Origin of the sequence: Sphingomonas sp. IW22 (assembly GCF_041321155.1) — a bacterium.
GTDB lineage: Bacteria > Pseudomonadota > Alphaproteobacteria > Sphingomonadales > Sphingomonadaceae > Sphingomonas.
In genome coordinates, this window is record NZ_JBGGWB010000001.1 from 1,401,913 (window position 1) to 1,427,444 (window position 25,532).

The following is a 25,532-nucleotide window of genomic DNA, read 5'->3' on the forward strand; positions in this document are numbered from 1 at the left end:
GTTGCAGTGTCGCCCATTTCCTCGTTCCCTGGCCCGGACGCGCACGATGTGCCGCCGCCCAGGGACGGGGCAATCAGTCCGGCGATCTATCTGGGAATCGCGCTGGCGCTGGCGCTGTTCTGGACCGGGGTCGCGCTACTGATCTTCTGATCGTGGCGCGGCCAGGCGGTCGTCCGGGGACAATCGACGCCCCGCTTCGACCAACAGAACGGGGACACCGTCGCGGATCGGATAGGCGATGGTGCCATCGGCGGTCACCAGAACGTCGCCGACCTGCCGCAACGGCGCGCGCGTGGCGGGGCAGACAAGCCGCTCCAGAAGCCAGGGATCGATAAGGTCGGTCATTGCAGCGTCGCGTCATCCTGGCCGTGGCGGCCGAAAAACTGCATCAGTTGCACCAGCAACTCCGCACGGTCGTCAAGCCCGGACGCTTCCAGCAGCGCCTGTTTCGATGCCACGTCGAACGGCGCGATCTGGGCGATACCGTTGACCAGGCTTTCATCGTCCAGCCGCGTGACCGCTTCCCAATCGACGGCATAGCCATGGGCATCGGCAAAGCGCCGCGATTCAATCTCGATCGAGGCGCGCATGCCAAGTGCCAGCGTTTCGCTGGCAGTGGCGGGCAGAAGCGTCGCCTCAACCTGCCGGAACGGCGTCGTCACCTCCAACTCGCGCTCGACGTGGAACAGCGACACCCCTTCCAGCACGATGTCGTAGCGGCCATCTTCATGCGCCTCGACATCGACGATTCGGCCGACGCACCCGGTTTCGAACAAGGGCGGCGGATCACCCTCCCCGCGCGGCTGGATCATTCCGATCCGGCGGTCACGGGCCAGCGCGTCACCGACCATCGCCCGATAGCGCGGCTCGAAAATGTGCAGCGGCAGGTGCATCCCCGGAAACAGGATCGCGCCCCCCAAAGGGAAGATCGAGAGACGCGTCACCGTCATCCGAACAGGATCGCCGACAGCCGGCGGCGCTGCTGCGACACCCAGGGGTCTTCCAGCCCGACAACCTCGAACAGCTTCAGCAGCCGCTGGCGCGCCGCACCGTCATTCCAGTCGCGCTCGGTCTGGATGATGTTCAGCAGATGGTCCGCCGCCGCATCGCGCTCGCCCGCTGCCATCAGGCCGCCTGCAAGGTCATAGCGCAACGACAGATCGTCCGGCGCCGCCTCGACTTGGGCGCGCAGGGCGGAGAGGTCATCGACCGGGGTGGCTTCCGCTGCCAGAGCGATGGCCGCGCGCGCGCGTGCGACTTCGGGTGCCTTGGCCGCGTCCTCCGACAGGGTGGCCAACGCCGCCTCTGCCTCTTCCACCCGGCCCAGCGCCACCAGTGCCCGCGCACGACCGCCCGCGACGGCGGCATGTTCGGGCGCCATTTCAGCCAGCTGCTCAAAGATAGATAGGGCGCGTTCGGCGTCGCCCTCGCCCAGCACCCGTTCGCCCATGGCGATCAGCGGCTCGATCTCGGCCTCGACGGACTGCGCCTCGCCCGCAACGGGCAATTGCCGCAGGATCTGGTCCAGCGTCGCCTTCATCGCCGATTCGGTGCGTGCCTGCCCCAGATCGGCCACCAGCTGCCCCTGGAACATCGCATAGACGGTCGGGACCGAGCGCACCTGAAACTGCGCGGCGATGAACTGGTTCTTGTCGACATCCAGCTTTGCCAGCCGCACGCCCTTGCCGGCATATTCGCCCGCCACCTTGTCGATGATCGGACCCAGCGCCTTGCACGGGCCGCACCATTCGGCGGTGAAATAGACGATCACCAACTCGCGCATCGACGGTTCGACGACGTCGCGGCGAAAGGCTTCGACGGCATCCTTGTCGGCAGCGGACAGACCCAGCGTGGCCAAGCGGCACCCCTTTCTCGGTTCAAACGGACTTGGCCCCATTTGGGCCTTTGATAGGCCAAGGCCAAGCCCCCCATCTTTTTTGAAAGAAAGGGGTTGCAGGGCATAAAACCCGATGCTAGTGGCCCCGCCTCGACACGGCACACCCACCGGGCAGCCAGTCAGTCGAGCGCCGAGCGGGCGTAGCTCAGGGGTAGAGCACAACCTTGCCAAGGTTGGGGTCGAGGGTTCGAATCCCTTCGCCCGCTCCAGTTTTCCAGACATTGCGATGGAAACCGATGAAGTCCGATACGGGGCTTCGTCGTGGTTTCGCGTTTGTTGTTCAGCCCCTATATCGGCGCGCATGAACCTGTTGTCCGGCATTCTCCTGTTCCTGGCCACCATCGCCCTGATGGAAGGCTTTGCCTATGCCATGCACCGCTGGGTCATGCATGGGCCGGGCTGGTTTTTGCACAAAAGCCACCATCGCCCGCGGGTCGGCTTCTGGGAAGCCAACGACCTGTACTTCGTGATCTTTGCAGCGCCGTCGATCCTGTTGCTGGTAGGCGGCACCTATTGGGGCTGGCATCCGGCAACGGTGTGGATCGGGGCTGGGATCGCCGGCTATGGCGCGATCTACCTTGGGTTTCACGACATCATCGTGCATCGGCGCCTGCCGAGCCGCTATCTGCCACGGTCGCGTTATATGAAGCGCATCGTGTCGGCGCATCGGCTTCACCACGCGGTTGAGAGCAAGGAGGGCACCGTCAGCTTCGGCTTCCTGATCGCCCCGCGCCCCGAATCGCTGAAGGCCGAGTTGAAGCGGCGCGGCAATGCCGGTGTGCGTGCGCCGCGCGAACCGGCGGCGTGAAGCTGGCCAGTGCCACCGGCCGCATCGCGCTGCTTGTCCTGAGCGGCAGCGCCACGCTGAGCCTGATCGGTGCGATTGCGGAAACGGCCAATACCGGCCCTGGCGGCATGGCACCGACCGTGTCACGCCCGATGCCGCCACAACCCCCGTCAGACAATCCGACGGGCAGCACGCCACCCGCACCCGATCAGACAAGGGAGCCTCGCCCGCTCGAACCGGGCGCCGCGTCACCACAAGGGGAAGTCGAACGCTGGCTGCGCGCGCTGACCTATGCGGTCACCGCGCTGGCGGGCTTTGCCGCGGCGGGGCTGATCGTCTTGCTGCGGATCGCGGCGGCGCTGTCACGCATCGCCGCGCGCTGAGCCGGAAGTCAGTCGAACAGGCTGGAGACCGACGCTTCATCCGCAATGCGCTTGATCGCTTCGGCCACCAAGGGCGCGATCGTCAGGTGGCGGATGCGCTTTGCGCCCGCGATGAAGTCGTGGTTGCCGATCGAATCGGTGATGACCAGTTCCTCAAGCGCCGAGGCCTCAACCCGCGCCACTGCACCGCCCGACAGCACGCCGTGGGTGCAATAAGCGACCACACCCTCGGCCCCAGCGGCCTTTAGCGCGGCAGCGGCATTGCACAGGGTGCCCGCCGAATCGACGATATCGTCGATCAGGATGCAGAAGCGCCCTTCGACATCGCCGATGATGTTCATCACTTCCGATTCGCCGGGCCGCTCACGCCGCTTGTCGACGATCGACAGGGGCGCATTGTCCAGCCGCTTGGCCAGGCTGCGCGCGCGCACCACGCCGCCGACGTCGGGCGACACCACCATCAGGTTGCGATCGCCAAAGCGCGTCTTGATGTCCGCCGACATGACCGGCGCGGCATAAAGATTGTCGGTCGGAATATCGAAAAAGCCCTGAATCTGCCCCGCGTGCAGATCGACCGACAACACGCGGTCGGCACCCGCCGTAGTGATCAGGTCCGCGACCAGCTTGGCGGAGATGGGCGTACGGGGGCCGGGTTTCCGGTCCTGCCGGGCATAACCGAAATAAGGAAGCACGGCAGTGATCCGCTTGGCCGACGCACGCTTCAGCGCGTCGATCATGATCAGTGCTTCCATCAGATTGTCGTTTGCCGGGAACGAGGTCGACTGGATGACGAACACATCCTCGCCGCGCACATTTTCCAGAATCTCGACGAAAATCTCTTCGTCGGCGAAACGCCGGACATTCGCCTGCGTCAGCGGAATGTCCAGATAATCGCCAATCGCGCGCGACAACGGATGGTTGGAATTGCCCGCCAGCAGTTTCATGCGCGCGCCGTCCTTCGTGACAGATTGGAGACGCAGCAGCCCTTAGCCGCCCTTTTCGCGAACCGAAAGGGGCATTGCCGCTATGCGCCCCCGCGCATAAGGCCGGGTGCATGAGCGTCGTCACCCGTTTCGCCCCCAGCCCCACCGGGCATCTCCATGTCGGCAATCTGAGGACAGCGATCCTCAACTGGCTGTTCGCGCGCCGTCATGGCGGACAATTCCTGTTGCGGCTCGACGATACCGACGCCGCGCGCAGCGAAGAGGCGTTCGTGACCGCCATTCGCGACGACCTGAACTGGCTGGGCCTGTCGCCTGACGGCGAGGCGCGTCAGTCGGCGCGACTGCCCGATTATGAGCGCCGGTTCGATACGCTGAAGGCAGCGGGGCGCGTCTATCCCTGTTACGAAACGCCCGAAGAGCTGGATTTGCGGCGCAAGATCCTGCTGGGCCGGGGCTTGCCGCCCATTTACGATCGCGCCGCGCTGACGCTAAGCGAAGCGGACCGCACGCGGTTCGAGGAAGGGGGGCGGCGGCCGCACTGGCGCTTCCGGCTTGATCATTCGGCAGCGATCGAATGGGACGACGCGATTCGCGGCCCCCAGCGTTTCGACCCCGCCACGATGAGCGATCCCGTGATCCGCCGCGCCGACGGCAGCTGGCTGTATCTGCTGCCCAGCGTCATCGACGATATCGACATGGGCATCACCCATGTCGTGCGCGGCGAGGATCATGTGTCCAATACCGCCGCACAGGTGCAGATGTTCGCCGCGCTGGACGCGCCGCCGCCGACCTTTGCCCATGCCGCGCTGCTGACCGGCAGCGAGGGCAAGCTGTCAAAGCGCCTCGGCTCGCTGGGCGTGGCGCATTTCCGGGAAGAAGGGCTGGAGCCGCAGGCGCTGATCGCTCTGCTCGCCCGGATCGGCACCAGCGACCCGGTCGAACCGTTCGCCGATCCCATGGCTCTGGCCGCGACATTCGATTTCGCGCGTTTCGGCCGCGCACCTGCACGGTTCGATGAGGCGGAGTTGGCCGCGCTCAACGCGCGCATCGTCCATCAACTCGACCACGATGCCGTCGCGGATCGGCTCCCATCGGGCATGGGTGAGGCTGCTTGGCGCGCCGTGCGGCCCAATTTGTCGCGCGTAGTCGAAGCCGCCGACTGGTGGCGAGTCATTGAGGGGCCGGTCGCCGCAAGCGAATTGTCGGCAGAGGACCGTGCCTATCTGCTCGACGCCGTGCGGGTGGGTCAGGATATGGATTGGGCGACGGACCCGTGGCACGCGTTGACCGGCGCGCTCAAGGAAGCAACGGGGCGCAAGGGCAAGGCGCTGTTTCTGCCCCTGCGTCTGGCACTGACCGGACAGCCGCACGGGCCGGACATGGCGGCGCTGCTGCCCCTGATCGGGCGAGAGCGGGCGCTGGCCCGGCTTCAGGCCGCTGGCGGGTAACGCAGCCGTCCGACGAAGCGCGACAGGCTGAGGCGATGGGACTTGCCGGTCCATTTCGCCTTGGCCTTTTCGAACTGCATCACATTGTCGATGCGCCGCGACAGGAATGCGCGCGTATCGCCCTGCCCCTCGCTTTCGTCGTCGAGGAACACGGTGACCGTCGCGGCATAGATGCCGGTCAGCAGCGTACGCTTGCTGTAATGATTGTAATCGGTCGCGGTGTCGCCCGCCGCGCGCCACATGACATCCGCCGCGCGCCAGCCCAGCCGGGCCGCGCGCGCCACATTCTGCGGCATCGCCAGAATGGCCAGCGCGCGCCGCAGCGCCTCGCGATCGGGGGCGAGCAGGTCCAGCCGCGCCTCCACCAGCGCCGCGATCCGCTGCCGGATCTTCATCGCCGCCAGCGTTTCGGGCGGCAGCCGGTCCAACATCGCGCGGTCGACATGCGCGAACCACGCGTCGATCATGTCCGCCGCCCCGCCCGGAAAGGCCAGCCGCGCCACATCGCGGTCCAGCCCAAGCCGGTCGGCGGCGGCATCGACCGCGTGGCCGTTCCATCCGTCAAAGGCCGCGTTGCTCGCCACCAGCGGGGCCAGCGCGTCGCGCATCTCGTCGATCGTCGGATCGGGTGGCAGGTCGATCATGCGGGCGCTCCCAAACTCATGCCACCGATCTAGGGTTCGTGGGGTGGGACGCAAGCGGGACTTTCGCCGGGCGTTCGGGACGACGCACCAGAACCAGCGCGACGGCGATCAGTACTGCCCCGGCCATATCGGCAGCAGCCAACCGCTCACCGAACCACACCCAGCCGATCGTCGCCGACACGACCGGCTGGATCAACAGCGCCAGTCCGACGATCAGCGGCGGCAAATGCCCGATGGCATAGATCAGCAAACCCTGCCCGATCAGCTGACTGAACAGCGCGACCAAAATCAGCGGCGTCCAGTCGCCCGGGATCACCCGTTCCCCCAGCAACAGCGCCAGCGCCAGCAGCGGCGCTGCGCTGGCCAGCGTCGACAGGGCCAATGCCGAAGCTGGCGGCATAGCCTGCCGAACCCGCGCCATCAGGATGAAGTAAAAGGCATAGAGCAGCCCCGCCAGCATGCAGAACAGGTCGCCAACCAAATTCTGCGGCGACAATTCCGCCGACCGGCCAAGCAGCATCCCCCCGCCGACTGCCGCCAGCGCCAGCGCCGCCCCTTGCGTGCGGGTAGGCCATGCGCGCGCGACGATGAAGCCATAGATGGGATAGATCAGCGTCGCCGAATTGCCGAACAACGTCGAATTGGCCAGCGTTGTCCGCAGGATGCCGATGTGCCAGCTTCCCAGATCAAGGGCAAAGGCAATGCCCGCCACCGCCAGCACACCCCATAATCCCCGCGCCGCCGCCACTGGCCGCTCGCGCAGCAGAAACGCCGCGCCGAACAGCACCGGCGCCGCCAGCATGATCCGCCAGAACGCCGCCGCCACCGGGCCGGTATCAGCCAAGCGCACGAATACCGGCCCCGTCGCCAAAAACACGTTCGCCGCGCAGACGGCGGCAATCGGCCACGCGCTTGATCGCGGGGAAGTTAAACTTTCGGGGTCGGAACGATGCATGACACCCTTTAGCGCCCTACCTGTGTCGCTGTCTTGCCAATCAATGGAGTTTTCGCATGGCATCGCTTTACGATCCGATCAGGCTGGGCGCGGTGGAAGCGCCCAACCGCGTGCTGATGTCGCCGCTGACGCGCGGCCGTTCGACCGAGGCACATGTGCCGACCGCGATGATGGGCGAATATTACGCCCAGCGCGCAAGTGCCGGCCTGATCATTTCCGAAGCGACCGGCATCAGCCGTGAAGGGCTGGGCTGGGCCTATGCGCCGGGCCTGTGGACCGATGAGCAGGTTGAGGGGTGGAAGCCCGTTCTGGAGCGCGTGCATCAGGCCGGCGGGCGCATCTTTGCCCAGCTGTGGCACATGGGCCGATTGGTCCATCCCGATTTTCTGGACGGCGCAGCGCCGCTGTCTTCGTCGGTCACCACCGCACCGGGCAGCGTTCGCACCTATCTGTCGAACGGGGAAAAGAGGCCCTATGGCGAAGCGCGCGCCGCGACGCTGGACGATATCAAGCGCGTACTGGACGATTACGAGCGCGCGACCCGCAACGCGCTGGCCGCCGGGTTCGACGGCGTTCAGCTGCACGCCGCCAATGGCTATCTGATCGACCAGTTCCTGCGCGACAATTCGAACCTGCGCGACGACGATTATGGCGGCAGCCCCGAAAACCGGGCGCGTCTGCTGCGTGAAGCGATGGAGCGCATCATCGCCGTCGCTGGTGCCGATCGCACGTCGGTCCGCTTCTCGCCCAATGGCGATACGCAGGGCGTGATCGACAGCAATCCCGAAGCCGTGTTCCTGCCGATCGCCGAATATCTGGAAGACAAGAAGATCGCTTTTGTGGAGCTTCGCGAACCCGGTCCCGACGGCACGTTCGGTTCGACCACCCAGCCGCCGGTATCGCCCGCGTTCCGCAAGCTGTTCACCGGCCCGCTGATCCTGAACCAGGATTACACCAAGGCCGGCGCCGAAGCAGCCGTGGCGGAAGGGCGCGCCGACGGCATCGCCTTCGGCCGCAAGTTCATCGCCAATCCCGACCTTGTCGAGCGCCTGCGCGATGGTGCGCCGATTGCAGAAGACAATATGGCAACCTGGTACAGCCGCGGCGAAGAGGGTTACACCGATTATCCGCCGCTGAACCGCGAAGCGGCCTGACGTTTACCGACCCAGGTTCAGGCGGCCATCGCCTGAGCCTGGGTATCGGCCAGGCTGGTGCCATCCAGAATACGGGCGGTTTCGTCGCGTACGCGCGCCATGGCGATATGGATGGCGCAGGTCGCCTCGTCCCGGCAATCGGCGCATGGGCGGTATGCGGTGCGGCTGACACACGGCACCAGCGCCAGCGGTCCTTCGATGGTGCGGATGACTTCGCCGAGCGAGATCAGGTGCGGCGGGCGCGACAGGCGATAGCCGCCCGCCTTGCCACGGGTCGAATACAGAAAGCCCGATTCGCGCAGATCCGCCAGGATCAGCTCCAGAAACTTACGGGGAACATTCGCCTCCAGCGCGATTCGTCCCATCGGCACGGGCGCACCGTCACGGGGCTGTCCGGCAAGGAAGATCATCGCGCGGAGCGCGTATCGAGAGCGCTGCGTCAACATGATGCGATTCGCAATGCCACCCTATTGTGGCGGTGGGAAGGCCAATTTCCGGTTCTCCGATCGGAAATCCGATTGCTCGGGGCTTTTCTTTATCGGCGGGTCGCTTATATCGGTCGGTGCCGGACTTGTCCGGATATGGCGATAAATTGCGGCGTGTCATAGGCGCAGCGGACCCGGGGGCAGTACCCGGCGGCTCCACCACCACCCGTCTGCCCGGCGGTTGATGACGGGGCCGAACCAGGATCGACGTGTGTTGAAAAGCGCTGTTTTCGCCCGGAATGGGACCACCGCAACGGCCCATCTCACAAGTGCCAACGATAACGAGGCGCTCGCGATTGCGGCCTAACCCAAGACCTCACGGTCTAGGTTAGATTGACAAAAGCGCGGTTCGGACCGCACCGGGCAACAGAAGCGGATACCGGCGGCCGCCGGGGGGGCCGAGCAACAGAATCCCCCCGGACTACCCATCCTTATGTGGATCAGCCCATCCAGCCGCCCGTAAACCCGGCGCGCTGCAATCCGCGGCGAATGTACGGGTTTTTCTGCATCGTCTTCCACACCAGCTCGGTACGATGATTTTCGATCATCGCGACGATCGGCCCCTGATCGATGCCCAGATAGTCGTCCGCGACCCAGCCGGTGCCGGGGCGGATTTCGCCGTGCTTCAGCCTTTCGGGCGGGCGGCTGGCAAGCGTGGGGTTGAACGAGTCGAGAAAGCCATATTGGCCGTAAATGCCCGTGCCGTAACGCTGGTACATGGCACGCACCGTCGGCTCGACGATTTCAGGGGCAAAGGGATAGCTGCCGAGCAGCGCCGTCGGCGCCAGCGTGCCGTCGTCGCGCTCCCCCGGCCCGCGGGCGGAGTAGCTGAAGAACGAACGCTCGCGCCCGGCGGTGGTCATGCGGAAATCGCCCGGCCCGTCGCACGCGGTCAGGCCCCAGCAATCCTCGCCATAGCCGACCCAGCCGCCCGGATTTTCCACCGCATATTGCCGCTGGGCATAGGTCGCGCGGCGGCTGTTCTCGAAATAATCGATGCCCTTTTCGCGCATCAACCCGTCGCGGATACCCCGGAAATCAATCCAGACATGACTGTATTGATGGCCGAACATCGGCGCGAAGTGCAGATATTCCTGCCCCCAATGCGTGCCCCAGCTGGCACGGAAGCGTTCGCTGACCGCTTCCCACGTCCCGTCGGGCAGGGGATGCGTCGGGGATCCCAGCCCCAGCACGTACAGGATCATCCCCTCATTATAGATGTTCCAGTCGCTGGGGATGAAGCCCGTCTCCGGATGCCAGCCCATCGAGACAAAGGGCGGGCGCGGCGTGATCCATGTCCATTCGATCGCGCGATAAAGCTGATCGGCCAGTGCCCGGATGCGCGCTTCGACCGGGTCGTCGCCGTCATACCAGCTTTGCGCGAACAGCACGCCGGCCATCAGCAACGCAGTGTCGATGGTCGACAGCTCCGACCGTGCGAACCGCCACCCCTGGGTCACGCCAAGAAAGTGATAGAAAAAGCCCTTATAGCCGCTGAACCGCCGCTCACCGTCGCCCATCGGCGCACCTGCCAGCCACGACAGGGTCCGGAGCGTCCGATCGCGTCCGGCCGCGCGCGTGATCCAGCCATGACTTTCGCCGATCGGATAGGCCGTCAGTGCATAGCCGATCGCCGCGATCGAGGAGAAGCTGGGCGTTGGCCAGCGATCGGGCGCCCAGCCGGTTTCGGGATTGGTGGTGTCCCAGAAGAAACGGAACGCCCGCTCCTGAACATCGTCGATCAGGCCAGAGGCGGACGCGTCCGTCAAAGGGCGGGTCGGGTCCAGCGCGCCAAGGCGCAGCGGATCGGATTGTCGCGGCGCGGCGCAAGCGCCCACCGCCCCCGCAAGGCCCAGCCCAGCGTGGCTCATGAAATTACGTCGGTCGAACACGCGACCCTCCCGTCATTTACGCGATCACAGGGGTGCCGGGGCGGACTTTAGGGGGGAGAGGGGGTCCGCCCCGGCAGGGTCAGGCCATCAGAAGCGATAGCCGACCCGGAACTGGATACGCCGCGGCAACGTCAGCAGGCGGCTGGCATTCTCGATCGTTGCGGGTTCGAGAATGTCGGCCTGCGGCGTGGCGTTCAGGTTGATACCTTCATCAAAGCCGGCACCGTTCTTGTTGTTGAACGCGTTCAGCACATCGACCGCGACCTCGACCTGACCGCCCAGGATCTTGGGCTTGTTGGCCAGCGTGAAATTGACTTCACAGAACGCAAAGATGCCGCCGATGCAGTTCTTGTCGGGATAGGCAACGGTGAAACGGCGCTGGCCCGGCTCGGTCCCATTGGTCGAATCGACGACGTTATACGCCTGACCCGAACCAAAGGTGCTGAGCGTCGAAAACTGGAAGCCCAGCGGCAGATCGACGATGCCCGACAGAACAACGCGGTGCCGCTCGTCACCAACGGTCGGGCGCCAGCCATAGGCGTCCGGCGTGACTTCATCGAGGCTGAACAGGTCGCCGCCATTCTTCTCGGCCTTGCCAAGCGTATAGGCGATGTTGAGGCCCCAGCCCGAACGCTCGGTATAATTCTTGTCCAGCGTGAAGAACAACGCCTTGTACCGCGTGTCCAGCCCGTCATAGCCGACCAGGACGTTCGAATAACCAAAGCTGCGGACGGTCGCCAACAAGTCCTGATCGCAGCAGGAGCCAACACCGCCATTCTGTCGCGTACCGAACAGATAGGTATAGCCGTTGCGCCCGCGCTGATACGAACCCGACAGCGAAGCCTGGAACACGCCAATCTTCTGACGTACGCCCAGCGAGAACTGGTCATTCACCGGCGGCTTGCTGTCGTTCTTGGTCACCAGCAATTCGGGCAGCGCGGTTTCGGGGTTGGTTGCGATCAGCTGAAGCAGGCCCTCACGCGTCAGATAGCTGTCGTCCCACGCGACCGTCGGCAAACCGCGACGCGGCGTGCCATCGGGTGAGAAGCGGAACACGCCGACGGGGTTGATCGTGCGCGACAGCTCGTCAACGGTGTTGTTGAAGTTGTTGCGGTCATAGTAACGGCCCGCGCCACCGAAGATCACGGTGGTTTCTTCACCCGTCAGATCCCAGGAAAAGCCGACGCGCGGGGCGATGGCGCCCATGAACGGTTCGCGGTTGTTGCCTGTGCTGATATAGTTTTCCGGATCGAAATAATCGGTCGTCGGCAATGCACGTAGCGCAGCGGCCGCGTTTGCCGGTGTGATGAAGTTATTGTTCTTGGCGTTGGTCTCATAATCCCAACGCACGCCCAGGTTCAGCTGCAACCGGTCGGTCACGTCCCAGTCGTCCTGCAGATACAGGCCAAGCTGCGTGTTCGAGCCATAGATGCGGCCGTTGCCAAGACCCAGACGCGCCTCTGCCGGAGCGGCGAAGGTCAGGTCGTCGCTGGGATCGTCTGGCGTTCCGGCATTGTCGGCGCGGAAGAATGAATAGCGCGGCTGGACATAGGCGTTGTTGGCGAACTCAATGTCGGTCACCTCGACGCGCACGCCCCATTTGATCGCGTGGTTGTCGAACCCGGTGAACGTCGTGTCGTTGCGCAGCGTATAGCCCTGCTGCAACTCACGCCGTGTCGAATCCTTGCCGCCGAACACGATCACCCCGGCATAGTCGAAGGTCGGCAGACCCGGATTGATCGACGTCGGGTTGAATTCGTAATTTAGATAGTTGGCGTTGAATTCGTTAATGAAATTATCGCCGTTATAGGTCCACTTGAAGATATAGGTGTCGACCTTGTTGATCTTGTTTTCGGCGTTCTCGAACGAAACCGTGCCGCCGAAACCCTGAATGTCGGTTTCCTCACGACGGCTGAACGACAGGTCGAACGTCTGGCGATCATCGGGCGTCAGCGTCAGCTTGCCGAAATAGAAATCCTGACGGAAGGGGCTGACGAACGCGCCCTCGAATTCTGACAGTGGGCGCGGGCCGAACTGGGCATAGTCGGCCAGCGCATCGGCATTGGCCGTTACACTCGGATTGACGTTGAATGCGCGGTCCTGATCATTGCCTTCATAAGCGGCAAAGAAGAACAGCCGGTCCTTGATGATCGGGCCGCCCAGCGAAGCGCCATATTGCTTGCGCTCGAACGCCGGTTCGGCGTTGCCGTCGCGCACGTCGATGTAGCTTTTCTGCGTCAGGCTCTTGTCGGTATATTGGCCGAATACTTCGCCATGAAATTCGTTGGTGCCCGACTTGGTGACAGACGTGATGATGGCCGACCCGGCCTGCTCATATTCGGCCTTATAGTTCTGGGTCAGGACGCGGAATTCCTGCACCGCCAGCTGGCCGAACGGGTTGCCGCGGCTGTTCTGCTGACCCGCTACGCCGCCTTCGCGCAGCTTGTTCTTCAGGCTGACGCCGTCGACGAACACATTGACCTGGCTGGCGGCCGATGCGCCCGACTGAAAGCCCTTGTCGGTTTCGCTATCATTATAACGCACGCCCGGCGCCAGCGCGGCAAAGCTGAGGAAGTTGCGGTCGGTCTGGGGCAAAGTGCGGATCTGCGCCTGGCTGACATTGGTCGCGACTTCGCTGGTGCGAACTTCACGCAACGCCGATCCGGTGACGATGATGTCCTCACCCTGGGCGGTGACGCTGCCACCCACGACCTCGCCATCAACCGGCGCTTCACCCGGTGCAGCAGGCGCGGCCGCCGCGCCCAGCGTTACGTCGAACGTGGCCGACTGGCCGACGGCGACGGTCACCACGCGCTCGAACCGCTGGCCATTGGCTTCTGCCGTCAGGCGATAGGCGCCGGGTCGCAGCCCGTTGAAGATGTAAGCGCCGTTGGCGGCGGTAGTGTTGGTCAGCGTGCGGTTGGTCGCTTCGCTGACGACCGTTACCGTGGCGCCCGGCACCGGTGCGCCATCGGCGCCGCGCACGACGCCGCGCAAGGTTGCGGTCGTCGTCTGCGCCGCCGCCGGTGCGACCAGCGTGACAGTGGAGGTAAGCGCGGTGGCGCTTGCCAGAAGGATGCGGATTGCGTTCTGCCTGCTCATGTTCTTCATTCCCCTGAACCTTCGCCCTCTTCGTTCGGGGCGATTTTTGGCGCCCGCCCGGTGGAATCCCGGACGATCAAGCGCGGAACCATTGCTTCAACCGAATGATCCGTTTCGCCGGCGATGATTGCGGCAAGCCGTTCGACGGCGCGTGCCCCGGCATCGGCGATGCCGACGCGCATGGTCGACAGACCCGGACTGATCAGCCGCGCGAGCGGAATGTCGTCGAATCCGGCCAGCGCGACGTCGCGCGGGACCGACAGGCCATGATCGCGCAGCGCAACCAGCGCGCCGATCGCCATCATGTCGTTGCCGGCAAAGATTGCGTCATATTCGATGCCGTCGCGGTGCAGCGTCGCCACCGCCTCGGCACCCGAAGGCTCTTCAAAATTGCCCTCGATCACATGGCTGTCGAGGCCCGCGCGCGCCATGGCGGTCAGGTAACCGCGACGGCGCTCGTCAGCATCGATATTGCCCGCCGGGCCGGAGATATGGACGATCGCCCGCCGCCCCTGCGCCAGCAGATGTTCGACCATCGCATCGGCCCCGGCGGCATTGTCGATCCGCAATTCGGCGCGCGACTGTTGATTGGGCGCGCAATTGACCAGCACCGCCGGCACGCTGGCGGGCAGATGGCTGCCCAGCGCGTCGGGATCGACCTGTGGCGCCATCACGACCAGCCCGTCGACCCGCCCGCGCATGGAACGCAGCGCCTCAATCCCCTGATCGGGATCGGCATGCATGTTCGACAACAGCAGGTGCAGCCCGCGCGTCGATGCTTCGCGGTCCATGCCGCGCACAAATTCGGAAAAGAACTCACCATGCAGGTCGGGCAGCACGACGCCGATCGCATTGGTGCGGGCCAGGCTGAGGCTGCGGGCGCCGGCATGGGGGACATAGCCCAGGCGACGGGCGGCTTCCTCCACGCGGGCGCGCATTTCGGCGCGAACATTGTCGTGGCCGTTCAACGCACGCGAAGCGGACGCCACCGATACATCGGCAGCCCGCGCGACATCGCGGATGGTGGCGTTCGCCATTTCGTTCGACAATCCTCTCCGGAACCCGTCCGTGCCGTGGATTACATCCGATCGGCTCTTGATGTAACCGGTTACAGGAAACTATGACCGCCTGCAACAACGATTCATCGCGACCGTTCTGGTGCTCGCCGACGCCGCTATTTCGAGAGGAGACTTCCCTTGTCGCAAACGCCCCGACTGTCCCGCCGCGCATTGATGATCGGCGCGGGTGCCGCGGCCGCATGGGCTGCCTCCCCTGCGCGCGCGCTGATGGGTCAGGCCACTGCCGACGGCGTACCGGCGCCGGTGCGCGAGCTGCTGGCGCGCATGACGGTCGAGGAAAAGGCCGGGCAATGCACGCTGATGGCTGCGGCATGGGCGGGCGGTGCTGCAACCGCGCTCAACCCGCCGTCGGGCAACAACAGTTTCGACGACCAGTTGAACGAAACGCGCGCGGGGCGGCTGGGCGGCGTGTTCAACGGCAACGGCGCTGAAATGGCACGACGAATGCAGACCATTGCCGTGCGTGAGTCGCGGCTAAAGGTGCCGCTGATTTTCGCCGCCGACGTGATCCACGGCTTTCGCACCATCTTCCCCATGCCGCTGGCGGAGGCGGGCAGCTTCGACGCCGATCTGGCCGAACGCACCGCGCGCGCGGCGGCGGTCGAGGCGACGGCGGCTGGAATCGACTGGAACTTCGCGCCGATGGTCGACATCGCGCGCGACCAGCGCTGGGGTCGCGGGATCGAGGGCGCGGGCGAGGATGTGCTGCTGGGCCGCATCATGGCGGCGGCGCGTACGCGCGGCTTTCAGGGCCGTCGCGGGCTGACCGCCGACGACGCGATGGCGGCATGCGCCAAGCATTTCGCCGCTTATGGCGCGGCGGAAGCGGGCATGGATTACAACAGCGTCGACGTGTCCGAACGGACGCTGCGCGACGTGTATTTTCCACCCTTCCAGTCCGCCTTCGACGCGGGTGCGGCGACGACGATGGCGGCGTTCAACGAATTGTCGGGGGTGCCCGCGACCGCCAACAAATGGCTGCTGACCGACCTGTTACGCGGCGAATGGAAATGGGACGGGCTGGTCGCATCCGATTACACCGGCGACATGGAGCTGATCGCCCACGGCTTTGCCGCCGATGAGCGGGAAGCCGCGAAGCTCGCTTTCCTCGCGGGCGTGGACATGTCGATGCAGTCGGGTTTTTACATCCGCCACTTGCCCGATCTGGTCGCCAAGGGCGAAGTGCCGATGGCTCGGCTGGACGAAGCGGTGGGCCGGGTGCTGGCGCTTAAGGCAAAGCTCGGCCTGTTCGACGACCCCTTCCGCCGCATCGACCCGCGCCGCGAAAAGACGCGCATCCGCAGCAAGGCGCATCTGGCGCTGGCCCGCGAAGCCGCACGCAAATCGATCGTGCTGCTGAAGAACGAGGGCGACCTGCTCCCCCTGCCGCGCTCAGGCAAGCGGATCGCGCTGATCGGCCCGTTCGCGCAAGGCAAGCGCGAGCTGATCGGTCCGTGGAACGTCTATGGCACTGATGCAGAGGCGGTGGACCTGCTGACCGGCGTACGCGCCGCCGTTTCCGATGCCGCGCTCATCACCGCGACCGACGGTTCGGGGATTGAGGAAGCGCTGCCCGGCGGGATCGAGGCCGCCGTTGCCGCCGCTCAGGCCGCCGATATCGTCGTGCTGGCCATCGGTGAGGGGCAGGGCATGTCGGGCGAAGCACAATCGCGCGCCGACATCGTCATCCCCGCGCCCCAGATGGCACTGGCCGAGGCGGTCGCCGCGACCGGCAAGCCGATCGTCGTCGCGCTGCGCCACGGTCGCGCGCTGGCGCTGCACGGGGCGGTGCTGGACGCGCCCGCCATCCTCGCCACTTGGTTTCTGGGGTCCGAAAGCGGGCCGGCAACCGCCGACATCCTGTTCGGGGTGGAAGGACCATCAGCGCGCCTGCCCGTCAGCTTCCCGTTCGAAACCGGGCAGCAGCCCTATCATTATGCCCATAAAAATACCGGTCGCCCCAATGAGAGCGAGGAGCTGGTCGCGTACAAGGCGCGGTATCGCGAAACGCTGAATCGCGCGCGTTTCCCCTTCGGCCATGGCCTCACCTATGGCCGGATCGCCTATTCCGGGCTGGAGGGCGCGGGCGCCACGCTGACGTCGGGCGGCAGCATCGAAGTGGCAGCGACGATCACCAATTCGGGTACGCGTGCGGCCGAAGAAGTCGTGCAGCTCTATGTGCAGGACGTGACCGCCAGCATCACCCGCCCCGTCCGCGAGCTGAAGGCGTTTCGAAAGGTCCGCCTGGCCCCCGGCCAGTCGCAGCGCGTCGCCTTCACCCTGAAGCGCGACGACCTTCTGTTCATCGGCACGGACCTGAAACGCACGGTGGAGCCCGGCCGCTTCCGCCTGTGGATCGCCCCTTCGGCACAGGCAGACGGGGTGACGGGCGAGTTCATGCTCGCCTGATCGGGTTCGCCCAGATTGCCGCCATCGACAGGACCAGCGCGGTCGCGGGGCCAAGGATCATCAGCCCCGCGATCGCGCGCTGCCCGCCGCCAGTCGCATAGCCGCCCAGATCATAAGTGACGCCCAGCAACAGCGTCGCCGCCGCCATCGCCAGCTTCTGGACAAAGGCAGCAACCCCGAATGCGGGCGCCTCCACCCGGATGCCCGTCGCGGCCTCCCCCGCATCGACGCTGTCGGGCAGCAGCGACCAGCCCGCGAGCAACAACCCCGTCAACACGAACTGCATCGCCGCCAGATAGGGGATGGCCACCGCCCGCCCCGCCAGTGCGAAACCGGCGATCAGGACCAGCCCGGCCGCCCCGCTCCACAACCATGCCGCGCGTGCGCCGATCCTGAGCGCAATCGTCGTCCACACCGGCACGCCGACCGCACCGGCCACGGCCATCACCGCCAGCGCGCGCGGCCCCGCCGCTGCATCGCCCGCCACGCGCGCGAAGTAATAAAGGACCGACTGCCCCGTCAGCGTGCCCGCAATCGTGGCCGCCACCAATGCCAGCGCCAGCGTAAAGAATGCCCGGTTGCGCGCCAGCCCGACCAGCATGGTGGCCAGCGGCAGGCGGGCGGCCCGCTCCATAGATGGCCGGTGTTCGGGCACCCGCGCGGCAATCGCGATCAGGATCGGCGTTGCCAGCACCGCACAAACCACCGCCGCCCCGGCATGGCCGATGCGCGCCGCCGCCCAAGGAAAGCCCAGCGCCACGCCCGTGGCCGCTGCCGCGCCGAACGCCAGCCGCAACCCGGCCACGCGAGTGCGGTCGGCGCTCACGTCGCTGATGCGCGTGCTCCACGCGGCATAGGGGACGTTGACGACGGCATAGAGCGTCCGCAGCGCCAACTGGCTGAAGCACGCAAATGCCACCAGCGCCGCACCCTCAAGCGGCGGCACCATGAACGCCAGCGGAAAACCCAGCGCCAGCGGTATCGCGCCCCAGCCGACGAACCACGCATAGCCCCGCCGCGACCGCTCTGCCGCCACGCCGACCGCGACGTCGGCCAGCCCGTCCCAAATGGCGCCACCCATGAACACCACGCCCGCCACCGCCGGGGACAGCCGCAGCGCTTCGGTATAGAAATACAGCAGATACAGGGTGATACCCTGCCAATACAGGTTGCAGGCAAAATCCCCCGCCCCGAAACCGACCAGCGTGGCAAGGCCGGGCCGCGCGTCCTCCCTCAACACTCCACCACATTGGCGGCCAGCCCGCCCTGTGCGGTTTCCTTATACTTCTCGCCCATGTCGAGACCGGTTTTGCGCATCGTCTCGATCACTTCGTCCAGGCTGACGCGGTGCGTGCCGTCGCCCAGCAACGCCAGCCGCGCCGCCTCGATCGCCTTGATCGCGCCGACGGCGTTGCGCTCGATACACGGCACCTGAACCAAGCCACCCACGGGGTCGCAGGTCAGGCCCAGGTTATGCTCCATGCCGATCTCGGCGGCGTTTTCGACCTGTTCGGGGGTGCCGCCCAGCACCGCGCACAGCCCCGCAGCCGCCATCGAACAGGCGACGCCGACTTCGCCCTGACATCCGACCTCCGCGCCAGAGATCGACGCATTTTCCTTGAACAGGCTGCCAATGGCGGATGCGGTCAGCAGGAAATCCTCGGTCCCCCGCGCACTCGCGCCCGGCACCATGCGCTCATAATAGCGCAGCACCGCCGGCACGATGCCCGCCGCGCCATTGGTGGGCGCGGTGACGACGCGGCCACCGGCGGCATTCTCCTCGTTCACCGCCAGCGCCCACAGGTTCACCCAGTCGATCACCGACAGCGGATCGGCCAGCATCATTTCCCGCCTTGCCATCAGCCGTTCGAAACCGGGCGCGGCGCGGCGCTTGACCTTCAGGCCGCCGGGCAGGACGCCGTGGGTGCGAAGCCCACGGTCGATACAGTCGCGCATCGCCTGCGCGATACGCTCCAGCCGGGCGGACAATTCGCCCTCGTCCATGGCGGTCAGTTCGTTGACGCGCTGAACCTCTGCAATCGATCCCAGCGCGCGGGCGCGTTCCAGCAGGTCGACGCCCGAGCGATAGGGGTGCGGCGGATCGTCCATCATCACCGGCCCGGCATTGCCGCGCACGGCATCGGCCTCCACCACGGCGCCGCCGCCGATCGAATAGACGGTGCGCTCCGCGATCACGCCGTCATCGGCATCGAACGCGCGCAGGCACATGGCGTTCGAGTGAAAGTCCAGCCGCTCGAACATCCGCCAGCCAAGGTCGCTGGCCGGATCGAACGCGGCAAAGCCGCCGCCGGGCAACGCGACGCGGCGTTCGTCGAACACCTGCGCGACAATCCCTTCGATCGCGTCGGGATCGACGGTCGCGGGGCGGCATCCCGACAGCCCCAGGATGACGGCCCGGTCGGTCGCGTGGCCCCGCCCGGTCAGCGCCAGCGAGCCATAAAGATCGACGGCCAGCCGATGCACGGCCAACCCGTCCAGCGATTCGACGAAATCGCATGCGGCGGTCATCGGCCCCATGGTGTGCGACGATGACGGGCCGACGCCGATCTTGAACAGGTCGAATACGCTCGCGACCATAAGGCCCGTCTCCCGGTTCGCGCCGCCATGGGTGGCGGCGCGCCCGGCTTATCGGCGTTCAGGCCGCGTGTCGATCAACGCTCCTTTCTGAGCGCATCGGCCGCGTTGGTCAGTTCGATATAATCGGCGCCCAGATCGACAACATATTCATTCTGTCCCCAGAAGAAGGGCCAGTCTTCCTTGTTCTCCGGAAAATCGGGCTTCAGGATCAGCGCACCGGGCACCACGCCGCCCGCGATATAGCTGAAATCGGCGCGGTTGTTGCCATAGGCGACTTCCTTGGACCGGGTGCCGACGCCCGACACGAACGAAATGTCGCTGCCCGGATGGTTGCCGTGGAGATAGGCAAGCGCATCGAACACATGATGCGCGGGCACGATGTCGGGGAACGCCTTGTGCAGGCGATAGGCAGTCAGGCCGAACGCGATGACGCCGCCATTGCCGGCCCAGCCGCCCTCACCGATCGGCACACCATAGGGGTTCGCCTTGGCAAAGCCCGCCGCCCGCGTCGCCCAGCCACGCGCCTGCTGTTCCAGCGCGGCGCGATAGGTGGCCGGCATCAGCGGCAGCGCGTCGAGCGCCGTGACCAGATCGGCCCGGTCGCCCAGCTTGGGCACCAGATCCTCGATCGCGCGGGCATAACGCGGATCGCGGGTCGCCTGCAGCAGCTCGACGGCGGCGGCAAAGCGTTCGGCCTCAATCGGACCGCCGGTGGTGTTGCCGTGGCGGAAGGTATCGGGCGCGCGCCCGTCCTCATCCGCCCATACGCGCTGCGCGGTTTCGAGCGCCCGTGCGGCGAAACCGTCGTCATAGCCCTTCATCGCCCGCGAAGCCGCCGCCAGCGCGGCGATCGAGCCATAGTTCAGCGCCGACGCCTTGCTGGTGAACGCCCAGCGATCGTCGGGCGTGCCACTACGCGCGCCCTTCACCTCATAGGGTTTCAGGTCCGCGTCATAGACCAGCCCGTCGGTCTTGGTCGATGCGTCGCCCAGATGCGTATATTGACCGACATCCGGCTCCACGATGCCATGGATCGCGTGTCCCACTGCGTCGAACTGCGCCTGCAACTGCAACGCGCCGTGGCGGATCTGTTGCAGGATGTCGGGCGTGCCGTCGGGCACATGGATTTCGACACGGCGATTGGTAAAATCGACGCTGGTCGTGTCGCGGCGAATGCCGAACTGCTCGAAACTACGCACCAGCGATCGGATGACGGCATATTGCGTCTGGGTGCGGATGTCGAAATCGCCCGCATCCAGCCAGCCACCGACGTTCAGCCCCGAAATATGCTCGCCCGGCTTGAACTTGGTGTCGGTGGTCGGCCCCTGACGATACAGGTCGATATGCTCGTGATTGACCGGGGCCTGCAACGCATCGTCGCGATGCGGGTCGCCGTGCCAGACGCGATACGCCTCGTTCACGAACATGTGGTCCATCTGCACCGGCAGATAGACGCCCAGCGACGGATGCCATGCATCGGCATAGATGTCGTCGGCAATGCGGAAGGGCGCGGTGCGCGTCTTGCCATATTCAAGAAGGTACAGGCCCGGCTCGCGCACCTTCGAAAAATCGAAACGGCGATAGCGATAGCGCAGATAATCGCCCCAGAGTTGCGGCGCACCCTGCGCCGCGACGCTTTCGCGGCCATCGGCACCGATGCGGATCAGGCGCGCAGGCCCGGCGGCACGGTCGGCGGCATCCAGCTCAATCGTCGCGACCTTTGCTTCACCCGGCGTATAGCCCAGCTGCGAATGGCCGATCACCGGCGCGCGGGTCCAGCCCGGCACGCTGGTCATCTCGACCGTCCAGTCCAGCACCTGCCCGGTGCGCCCGCCGGGCAACAGCCCGCGCAGCACGAACCAGCCATTCTGCGCCTGTGCGCGCCCGTCATACAGCGCGATCTGGCCACCGTTGGAGCGTACCGTCACCCGCTTTGCCGGGTCGGACGGGGCAAGCACGAACATCTGCCCTTCCGCCATCGGCAGCGGTTCGGCGCCGGGGCCGTCGCTGCGCCCACTGGCCAGGTTGCGCGTCGCGGTCTGTTCCATGCTGGGCGAAGGGTGCAGCGGGAAGATGCCCGGCCGCCCATCGGCCAGATAGCCCTGATGAAAATAGACCGACGGCAGGAATTCCAGCGTAAAGCCCGCCTTGCCCGCCAGCGCCGCCGGCAGGGCCGCAGGCAGCACGACGCTGACGCGCACCGACGAAGGCCCCGCCGGTTCGGTCCGCACGGTGTAGCGGAAATTCTGGTCCGGATATTCCAGATCGACCTCGATCACGCCCTTCGCCCGGTCGACGCGGCGCGCCACGACGCGAGCGGCCGGGTCCCACTGACCGGGCGTTGCCGACAGTCGAACATCGCCATTCGTGGCGATGCGGGTTTCCTGCTGGATGATCTCGATCCCGGCGATCTTGGCGTCCGCGAACAGGTCGGGCTGGTTGGCGAACACCAGCATCTGCGCGGCCGGCGCGCGATAATATTCCTTTTCGGTGACGGCGATGGGGCGCGACTGCGCCATCGCTACCGTCGTTCCTGCCAGTCCCCAAGCGAGCGCAACCGCCGAGGCGAGCGCCATCCCCCGCTTCATCATTTCGTCAAACCCCTTCTTTGTTTCGTCGATCAGGCCAGCGCGACGCGCCGCCCTTCATTCATCGAACGATAGACCGCTTCTATGATGCGAATGTCGCGCAATCCCTCTTCACCCGGCACCAATGGCGTGCGGTTGGTCAGGATACATTGCGCCAGATGATCGAGCTGGGCCGCGAACTGGCTGGGGCCGCTGGTGTCGATCGCCGGTTCGGTCGTCTCGCCCTTGACCCGCACACGCAGCCGCTGCCCCTGATAGGGGGTGGCCGGGTCCAGTTCGATATAGCCATCAGTCCCGATCACACGCGCTTCGTTATGCGGCGAGCTGTAGCTGGAGATGCAACTGGCCAGCACACCCGACGGAAAGCGCAGCGTAAAGTCGACGCGGTCCTCAACGGTTGCAAAGCGCGGATCGCGGCGGTCGGTGCTTTCGGTCGCCATGACCTCAACCGGCTCCTCACCCGACAGATAGCGCGCGGCCTGAAGGCTGTAGATGCCGATGTCCATCATCGACCCGCCGCCCGACATCTTGCGATCCAGCCGCCACTGGTCCGGCTGGATCGAAAAACCGTGTGCGGTGCGGATCATGCGGGTCGGCCCCACCACCTGCTTGCGGCACAGGTCGATCGCGGCGACATTGTGAGGCTGAAAACGGCTACGATAGCCGATCATCAGCTTCTTGCCCGCCGCCTTAGCCGCGTCGATCATCGACTGGCATTCAGCCGACGACACCGCCATCGGCTTTTCGCACATCACATGTTTTCCCGCCTTGGACGCGCGGATCGAATATTCGGCATGCATCGCCACCGGCAGCACGACGTAAACGATATCGACGTCCCGGTTGTCGGCCAGCCGCTCGAACGTCTGATAGTTATAATGGTGCGTGGCCGGCACGCCGTATTCAGCGCCATAGCGGGCGAGCTTTTCAGGCGTACCGCTGACCAATGCCGCGATGCGCGCGTTCCGGCACTGGGCGAAAGCGGGCATGATCTGGCGTGTGGCATAGCTGCCCAGCCCGACGATCGCATAGCCCAGCTTTCGATCGCCCGCGCCTTGCGCCAGCGTCGCCGCACCCGGCAGCATCGCCAGCCCGGCGGCGGCACCCATCCCGATCAGCGCGTCACGGCGTGTCGTGTCACCGTACATCGGCCGCTCCAATCGCCGTTTCGAATGGCACCACCGGCAATGGCGCGTCGTCGAACAGATTGACGACCGGCGCGTCCGCCCAGGCATAGCGCACCCGGGTAACCGGCCGCCCATCGCCCTTCAGCACCACGCGATCACCCTCCACCCGGCCGTCGGCAAAGCGACAGCCGCCCGTATCGCACAGCTCGAACCCGATCGGCCCGGTCGCGCTCCACGCATACAACGTGCCGGTCACGTCATTGAAACGCAGCACCACGTCGCCGCCCTGCATCGCCGCAGACGCGATCATCGGGCCAGAGGCGGGCTTTTCGGCGCCATAGGCCAGCGCCGATGCTGCGCGCACCAGACGTTCGGCCAGCGTGTTCTTGTTGGCGGGGTGAATGTCGGTGCGCTCACCGATGTCGACCGTCGTGACGATTGCGGCATGACCGTCAGCCAGCGCGGCGCGGCGCTGCTCTTCGCGCACGACGGCCCAGCCGCTGTCGACTGGCGCGATGGGCGGCGGGCCGAAATTCGCCAGGCCGACGATCAGGAACGGCAGGTCCGCGATCCCGAACTGACGCCGCCATCCCGCCATCAGCGCCGCCATCCGCGTGTCATAACCGGGTTTGCCCGCGTCCGATTCACCCTGATACCAGGCGACGCCCTTCAGCCCGATCGGGCCCAGCGGGGCGATCATGCCGTTATACAGTGTCGACAGCCCACCATGGCTTTCCCACGGCACCCGCGGTACGTTGACGCCCCCCGGCTGGGTTACGATGCTGTATCGCCAGCCATCGCCGAGCGCGATCGGCGAGCCGCCCGATGGAACAAGCTGTATCGCAGATGCCGGTCCGAACATCCCGCCGGGACCATAGCCGTCGGTGACCGCCGCAACGACCTGGTTTTCGCCCTTTTTCAGAACCTTGGCAGGGACGGTGTAACGCCGGACATTGCCCCAGCCAAAGCTGGATCCGACCGCGACACCATTCACCCACACGGTATCCAGCTCGTCGATGCCGCCCAGTTCCAGCACGGCATCGCCCGTCACAGCGTCAAGGGTGAAGGCATTGCGGAACCAGATGGTGGCGTTCAGATCGGCGGTTTCCGGAACACCCCATTCCTCCCACGGGCCAAAGCCGGGCACCGGCTTCCAGTGACGCCGGTCGGGGGCGTGCCACGGCTCCTGCCCCTGTGCGTCGCCCGACAGCTTGCGCCACCACGCGCCCCATCGTTCGGCAAAGCGCGCCACACCGGCAGAGCGATCGCGTTGATACAGGTCGAGCAGCGCAACATCGTCGGCCATGCCGGGCAGTTTCGCGGCATCCACGCCCGCAATCCATGGACGGATCGCGGTGCCGCCCCAGCTTGAATCGATGGCGCCCATCGGCACCTTCTGGTCAGCCTTCAACTGCTTGACCATCAGATAGCAGGCGGCAGAGAATTGCCCGACCGTGTCGGGCCCGGCAGCCGCCCATTGCGGGCGCTGGTCCAGCGGCGTTTCAGGTGAAAAGGCGACACGCTGCTCCATGCTGAGCAACCGGATTTGCGGATCGGCAGAGCCGCGCACGATACCCGTTCCGTTCAGCGTCGAGCGGGTTTCATATTCCATGTTCGACTGGCCCGAACACAGCCAGACATCACCGATCAGCAAGTCATCAAGACTTGCCGCCGCCCCGTCAGCACCCGTGACCGTCAGACGATACGGGCCGCCCGCCGACATCGCCGGCAGCGTCGCGCGCCACCGTCCATCCCGGCCCGCCTTTGCCCGAACGTTGCGATCACCAAGGACGATGGTCAGCGCCTCACCCGGATCGGCACGGCCGGTGACGATGATCGGGCGGTCGCGCTGGATCACGGCGTGCGCGCTCATCGGCGTTTCGATCACCGGCTGCGCGGCGGCGGCACCCGCCATCATCACCGCGACAATCGCCATCCCTGTCGCCCGGCTCAGTCTGCGCGCAATCCGCCCCATGCCAACCTCTCAACCATTGCTGTTTTTTGATACCGCTATCATGCGCAGATAGCCGCAACAAGCGCGGC

21 protein-coding genes, 1 tRNA gene and 1 other RNA gene are annotated in these 25,532 nt (G+C 65.7%); 8 read left to right on the top strand and 15 right to left on the bottom strand.

Annotated elements, in window-relative coordinates; translation table 11 throughout:
- Positions 1-6 precede the first annotated feature (6 nt).
- Positions 7-150: a hypothetical protein gene (locus ACAX61_RS07075; RefSeq protein ID WP_370714069.1), complete on the top strand. Its 144-nt coding sequence runs from the start codon at positions 7-9 to the stop codon at positions 148-150.
- Here the strand turns inward: ACAX61_RS07075 and ACAX61_RS07080 are convergent.
- Genes ACAX61_RS07080 through ACAX61_RS07090 form a run of 3 tightly spaced genes read right to left on the bottom strand, consistent with a single transcriptional unit; the run spans position 136 to position 1,843 of the window.
- Positions 136-345 carry a Trm112 family protein gene (locus ACAX61_RS07080; protein ID WP_370714070.1) on the bottom strand — a complete coding sequence of 70 codons (210 nt, stop codon included), beginning with the start codon at positions 343-345 and terminating at the stop codon, positions 136-138. The genes ACAX61_RS07075 and ACAX61_RS07080 overlap by 15 nt on opposite strands.
- Entirely contained in the window at positions 342-950 is a 609-nt protein-coding gene (locus ACAX61_RS07085; protein ID WP_370714071.1) for an LON peptidase substrate-binding domain-containing protein, read from the bottom strand. The genes ACAX61_RS07080 and ACAX61_RS07085 overlap by 4 nt, the downstream gene beginning before the upstream one ends.
- Complete coding sequence (locus ACAX61_RS07090) at positions 947-1,843, bottom strand: tetratricopeptide repeat protein (RefSeq protein ID WP_370714935.1); 897 nt, start codon at positions 1,841-1,843, stop codon at positions 947-949. The genes ACAX61_RS07085 and ACAX61_RS07090 overlap by 4 nt, the downstream gene beginning before the upstream one ends.
- Positions 1,844-2,031: 188 nt before the next feature.
- Between ACAX61_RS07090 and ACAX61_RS07095 the strand changes: the two genes are divergently transcribed.
- From ACAX61_RS07095 to ACAX61_RS07105, 3 genes are all read left to right on the top strand, one after another.
- Positions 2,032-2,106: transfer RNA gene (locus tag ACAX61_RS07095), tRNA-Gly, on the top strand.
- A gap of 92 nt (positions 2,107-2,198) precedes the next feature.
- Positions 2,199-2,705, top strand: a complete 507-nt coding sequence (locus ACAX61_RS07100; RefSeq protein WP_370714072.1) for a sterol desaturase family protein — start codon at positions 2,199-2,201, stop codon at positions 2,703-2,705.
- Positions 2,702-3,067, top strand: a complete 366-nt coding sequence (locus ACAX61_RS07105) for a hypothetical protein (RefSeq protein ID WP_370714073.1) — start codon at positions 2,702-2,704, stop codon at positions 3,065-3,067. Before ACAX61_RS07100 ends, ACAX61_RS07105 begins: the two co-directional genes overlap by 4 nt.
- Positions 3,068-3,075: 8 nt before the next feature.
- Here ACAX61_RS07105 and ACAX61_RS07110 read toward each other — a convergent pair whose 3' ends face one another.
- Positions 3,076-4,011, bottom strand: coding sequence for a ribose-phosphate pyrophosphokinase (locus ACAX61_RS07110; RefSeq protein ID WP_370714074.1), 936 nt, complete (start codon positions 4,009-4,011; stop codon positions 3,076-3,078).
- Between the two features lie 110 nt (positions 4,012-4,121).
- Here ACAX61_RS07110 and gltX point away from each other — a divergent pair, with 110 nt between their 5' ends.
- On the top strand, positions 4,122-5,459 hold the full coding sequence (gene gltX, locus ACAX61_RS07115; protein ID WP_370714075.1) for a glutamate--tRNA ligase: 1,338 nt from the start codon (positions 4,122-4,124) through the stop codon (positions 5,457-5,459).
- Here the strand turns inward: gltX and ACAX61_RS07120 are convergent.
- Both ACAX61_RS07120 and ACAX61_RS07125 read right to left on the bottom strand, forming a co-directional pair.
- On the bottom strand, positions 5,441-6,103 hold the full coding sequence (locus tag ACAX61_RS07120; protein WP_370714076.1) for a COQ9 family protein: 663 nt from the start codon (positions 6,101-6,103) through the stop codon (positions 5,441-5,443). The two genes, gltX and ACAX61_RS07120, sit on opposite strands and share 19 nt — an antisense overlap.
- A gap of 16 nt (positions 6,104-6,119) precedes the next feature.
- A complete protein-coding gene (locus ACAX61_RS07125; RefSeq protein ID WP_370714077.1) occupies positions 6,120-7,058 on the bottom strand; it encodes a DMT family transporter in 939 nt (312 codons plus the stop codon).
- A 56-nt stretch (positions 7,059-7,114) separates the two neighbouring features.
- Between ACAX61_RS07125 and ACAX61_RS07130 the strand changes: the two genes are divergently transcribed.
- A complete protein-coding gene (locus ACAX61_RS07130; protein ID WP_370714079.1) occupies positions 7,115-8,212 on the top strand; it encodes an alkene reductase in 1,098 nt (365 codons plus the stop codon).
- Between the two features lie 17 nt (positions 8,213-8,229).
- Here the strand turns inward: ACAX61_RS07130 and ACAX61_RS07135 are convergent, their stop codons facing one another.
- Positions 8,230-8,658, bottom strand: a complete 429-nt coding sequence (locus ACAX61_RS07135) for an RrF2 family transcriptional regulator (RefSeq protein ID WP_370714080.1) — start codon at positions 8,656-8,658, stop codon at positions 8,230-8,232.
- Between the two features lie 79 nt (positions 8,659-8,737).
- On the opposite strand from ACAX61_RS07135, the gene ssrA reads away from it, so the two are divergent.
- Positions 8,738-9,078: a transfer-messenger RNA gene (gene ssrA, locus ACAX61_RS07140) on the top strand.
- 59 nt (positions 9,079-9,137) lie between these two features.
- Here the strand turns inward: ssrA and ACAX61_RS07145 are convergent.
- The 3 genes from ACAX61_RS07145 to ACAX61_RS07155 form a co-directional block, all read right to left on the bottom strand.
- Complete coding sequence (locus ACAX61_RS07145) at positions 9,138-10,589, bottom strand: glucoamylase family protein (protein ID WP_370714081.1); 1,452 nt, start codon at positions 10,587-10,589, stop codon at positions 9,138-9,140.
- Between the two features lie 87 nt (positions 10,590-10,676).
- Entirely contained in the window at positions 10,677-13,691 is a 3,015-nt protein-coding gene (locus ACAX61_RS07150) for a TonB-dependent receptor (protein WP_370714082.1), read from the bottom strand.
- A gap of 5 nt (positions 13,692-13,696) precedes the next feature.
- Positions 13,697-14,728 carry a LacI family DNA-binding transcriptional regulator gene (locus ACAX61_RS07155; RefSeq protein ID WP_370714083.1) on the bottom strand — a complete coding sequence of 344 codons (1,032 nt, stop codon included), beginning with the start codon at positions 14,726-14,728 and terminating at the stop codon, positions 13,697-13,699.
- A gap of 195 nt (positions 14,729-14,923) precedes the next feature.
- Between ACAX61_RS07155 and ACAX61_RS07160 the strand changes: the two genes are divergently transcribed.
- On the top strand, positions 14,924-17,179 hold the full coding sequence (locus tag ACAX61_RS07160; RefSeq protein WP_370714936.1) for a glycoside hydrolase family 3 N-terminal domain-containing protein: 2,256 nt from the start codon (positions 14,924-14,926) through the stop codon (positions 17,177-17,179).
- On the opposite strand, the gene ACAX61_RS07165 is transcribed toward ACAX61_RS07160, so the two are convergent.
- From ACAX61_RS07165 to ACAX61_RS07185, 5 genes are all read right to left on the bottom strand, one after another.
- Positions 17,166-18,416 carry an MFS transporter gene (locus tag ACAX61_RS07165; RefSeq protein ID WP_370714084.1) on the bottom strand — a complete coding sequence of 417 codons (1,251 nt, stop codon included), beginning with the start codon at positions 18,414-18,416 and terminating at the stop codon, positions 17,166-17,168. The genes ACAX61_RS07160 and ACAX61_RS07165 overlap by 14 nt on opposite strands.
- The gene (locus ACAX61_RS07170) at positions 18,413-19,777 is read right to left on the bottom strand and encodes an L-serine ammonia-lyase (RefSeq protein WP_370714085.1); all 1,365 of its coding nucleotides are present in this window, start codon (positions 19,775-19,777) and stop codon (positions 18,413-18,415) included. Before ACAX61_RS07170 ends, ACAX61_RS07165 begins: the two co-directional genes overlap by 4 nt.
- A gap of 74 nt (positions 19,778-19,851) precedes the next feature.
- Complete coding sequence (locus tag ACAX61_RS07175; protein ID WP_370714086.1) at positions 19,852-22,368, bottom strand: glycoside hydrolase family 9 protein; 2,517 nt, start codon at positions 22,366-22,368, stop codon at positions 19,852-19,854.
- A 29-nt stretch (positions 22,369-22,397) separates the two neighbouring features.
- On the bottom strand, positions 22,398-23,510 hold the full coding sequence (locus ACAX61_RS07180) for a Gfo/Idh/MocA family protein (RefSeq protein WP_370714087.1): 1,113 nt from the start codon (positions 23,508-23,510) through the stop codon (positions 22,398-22,400).
- Positions 23,500-25,425, bottom strand: a complete 1,926-nt coding sequence (locus ACAX61_RS07185; RefSeq protein WP_370714088.1) for a sialate O-acetylesterase — start codon at positions 25,423-25,425, stop codon at positions 23,500-23,502. Before ACAX61_RS07185 ends, ACAX61_RS07180 begins: the two co-directional genes overlap by 11 nt.
- Positions 25,426-25,532: the final 107 nt, after the last annotated feature.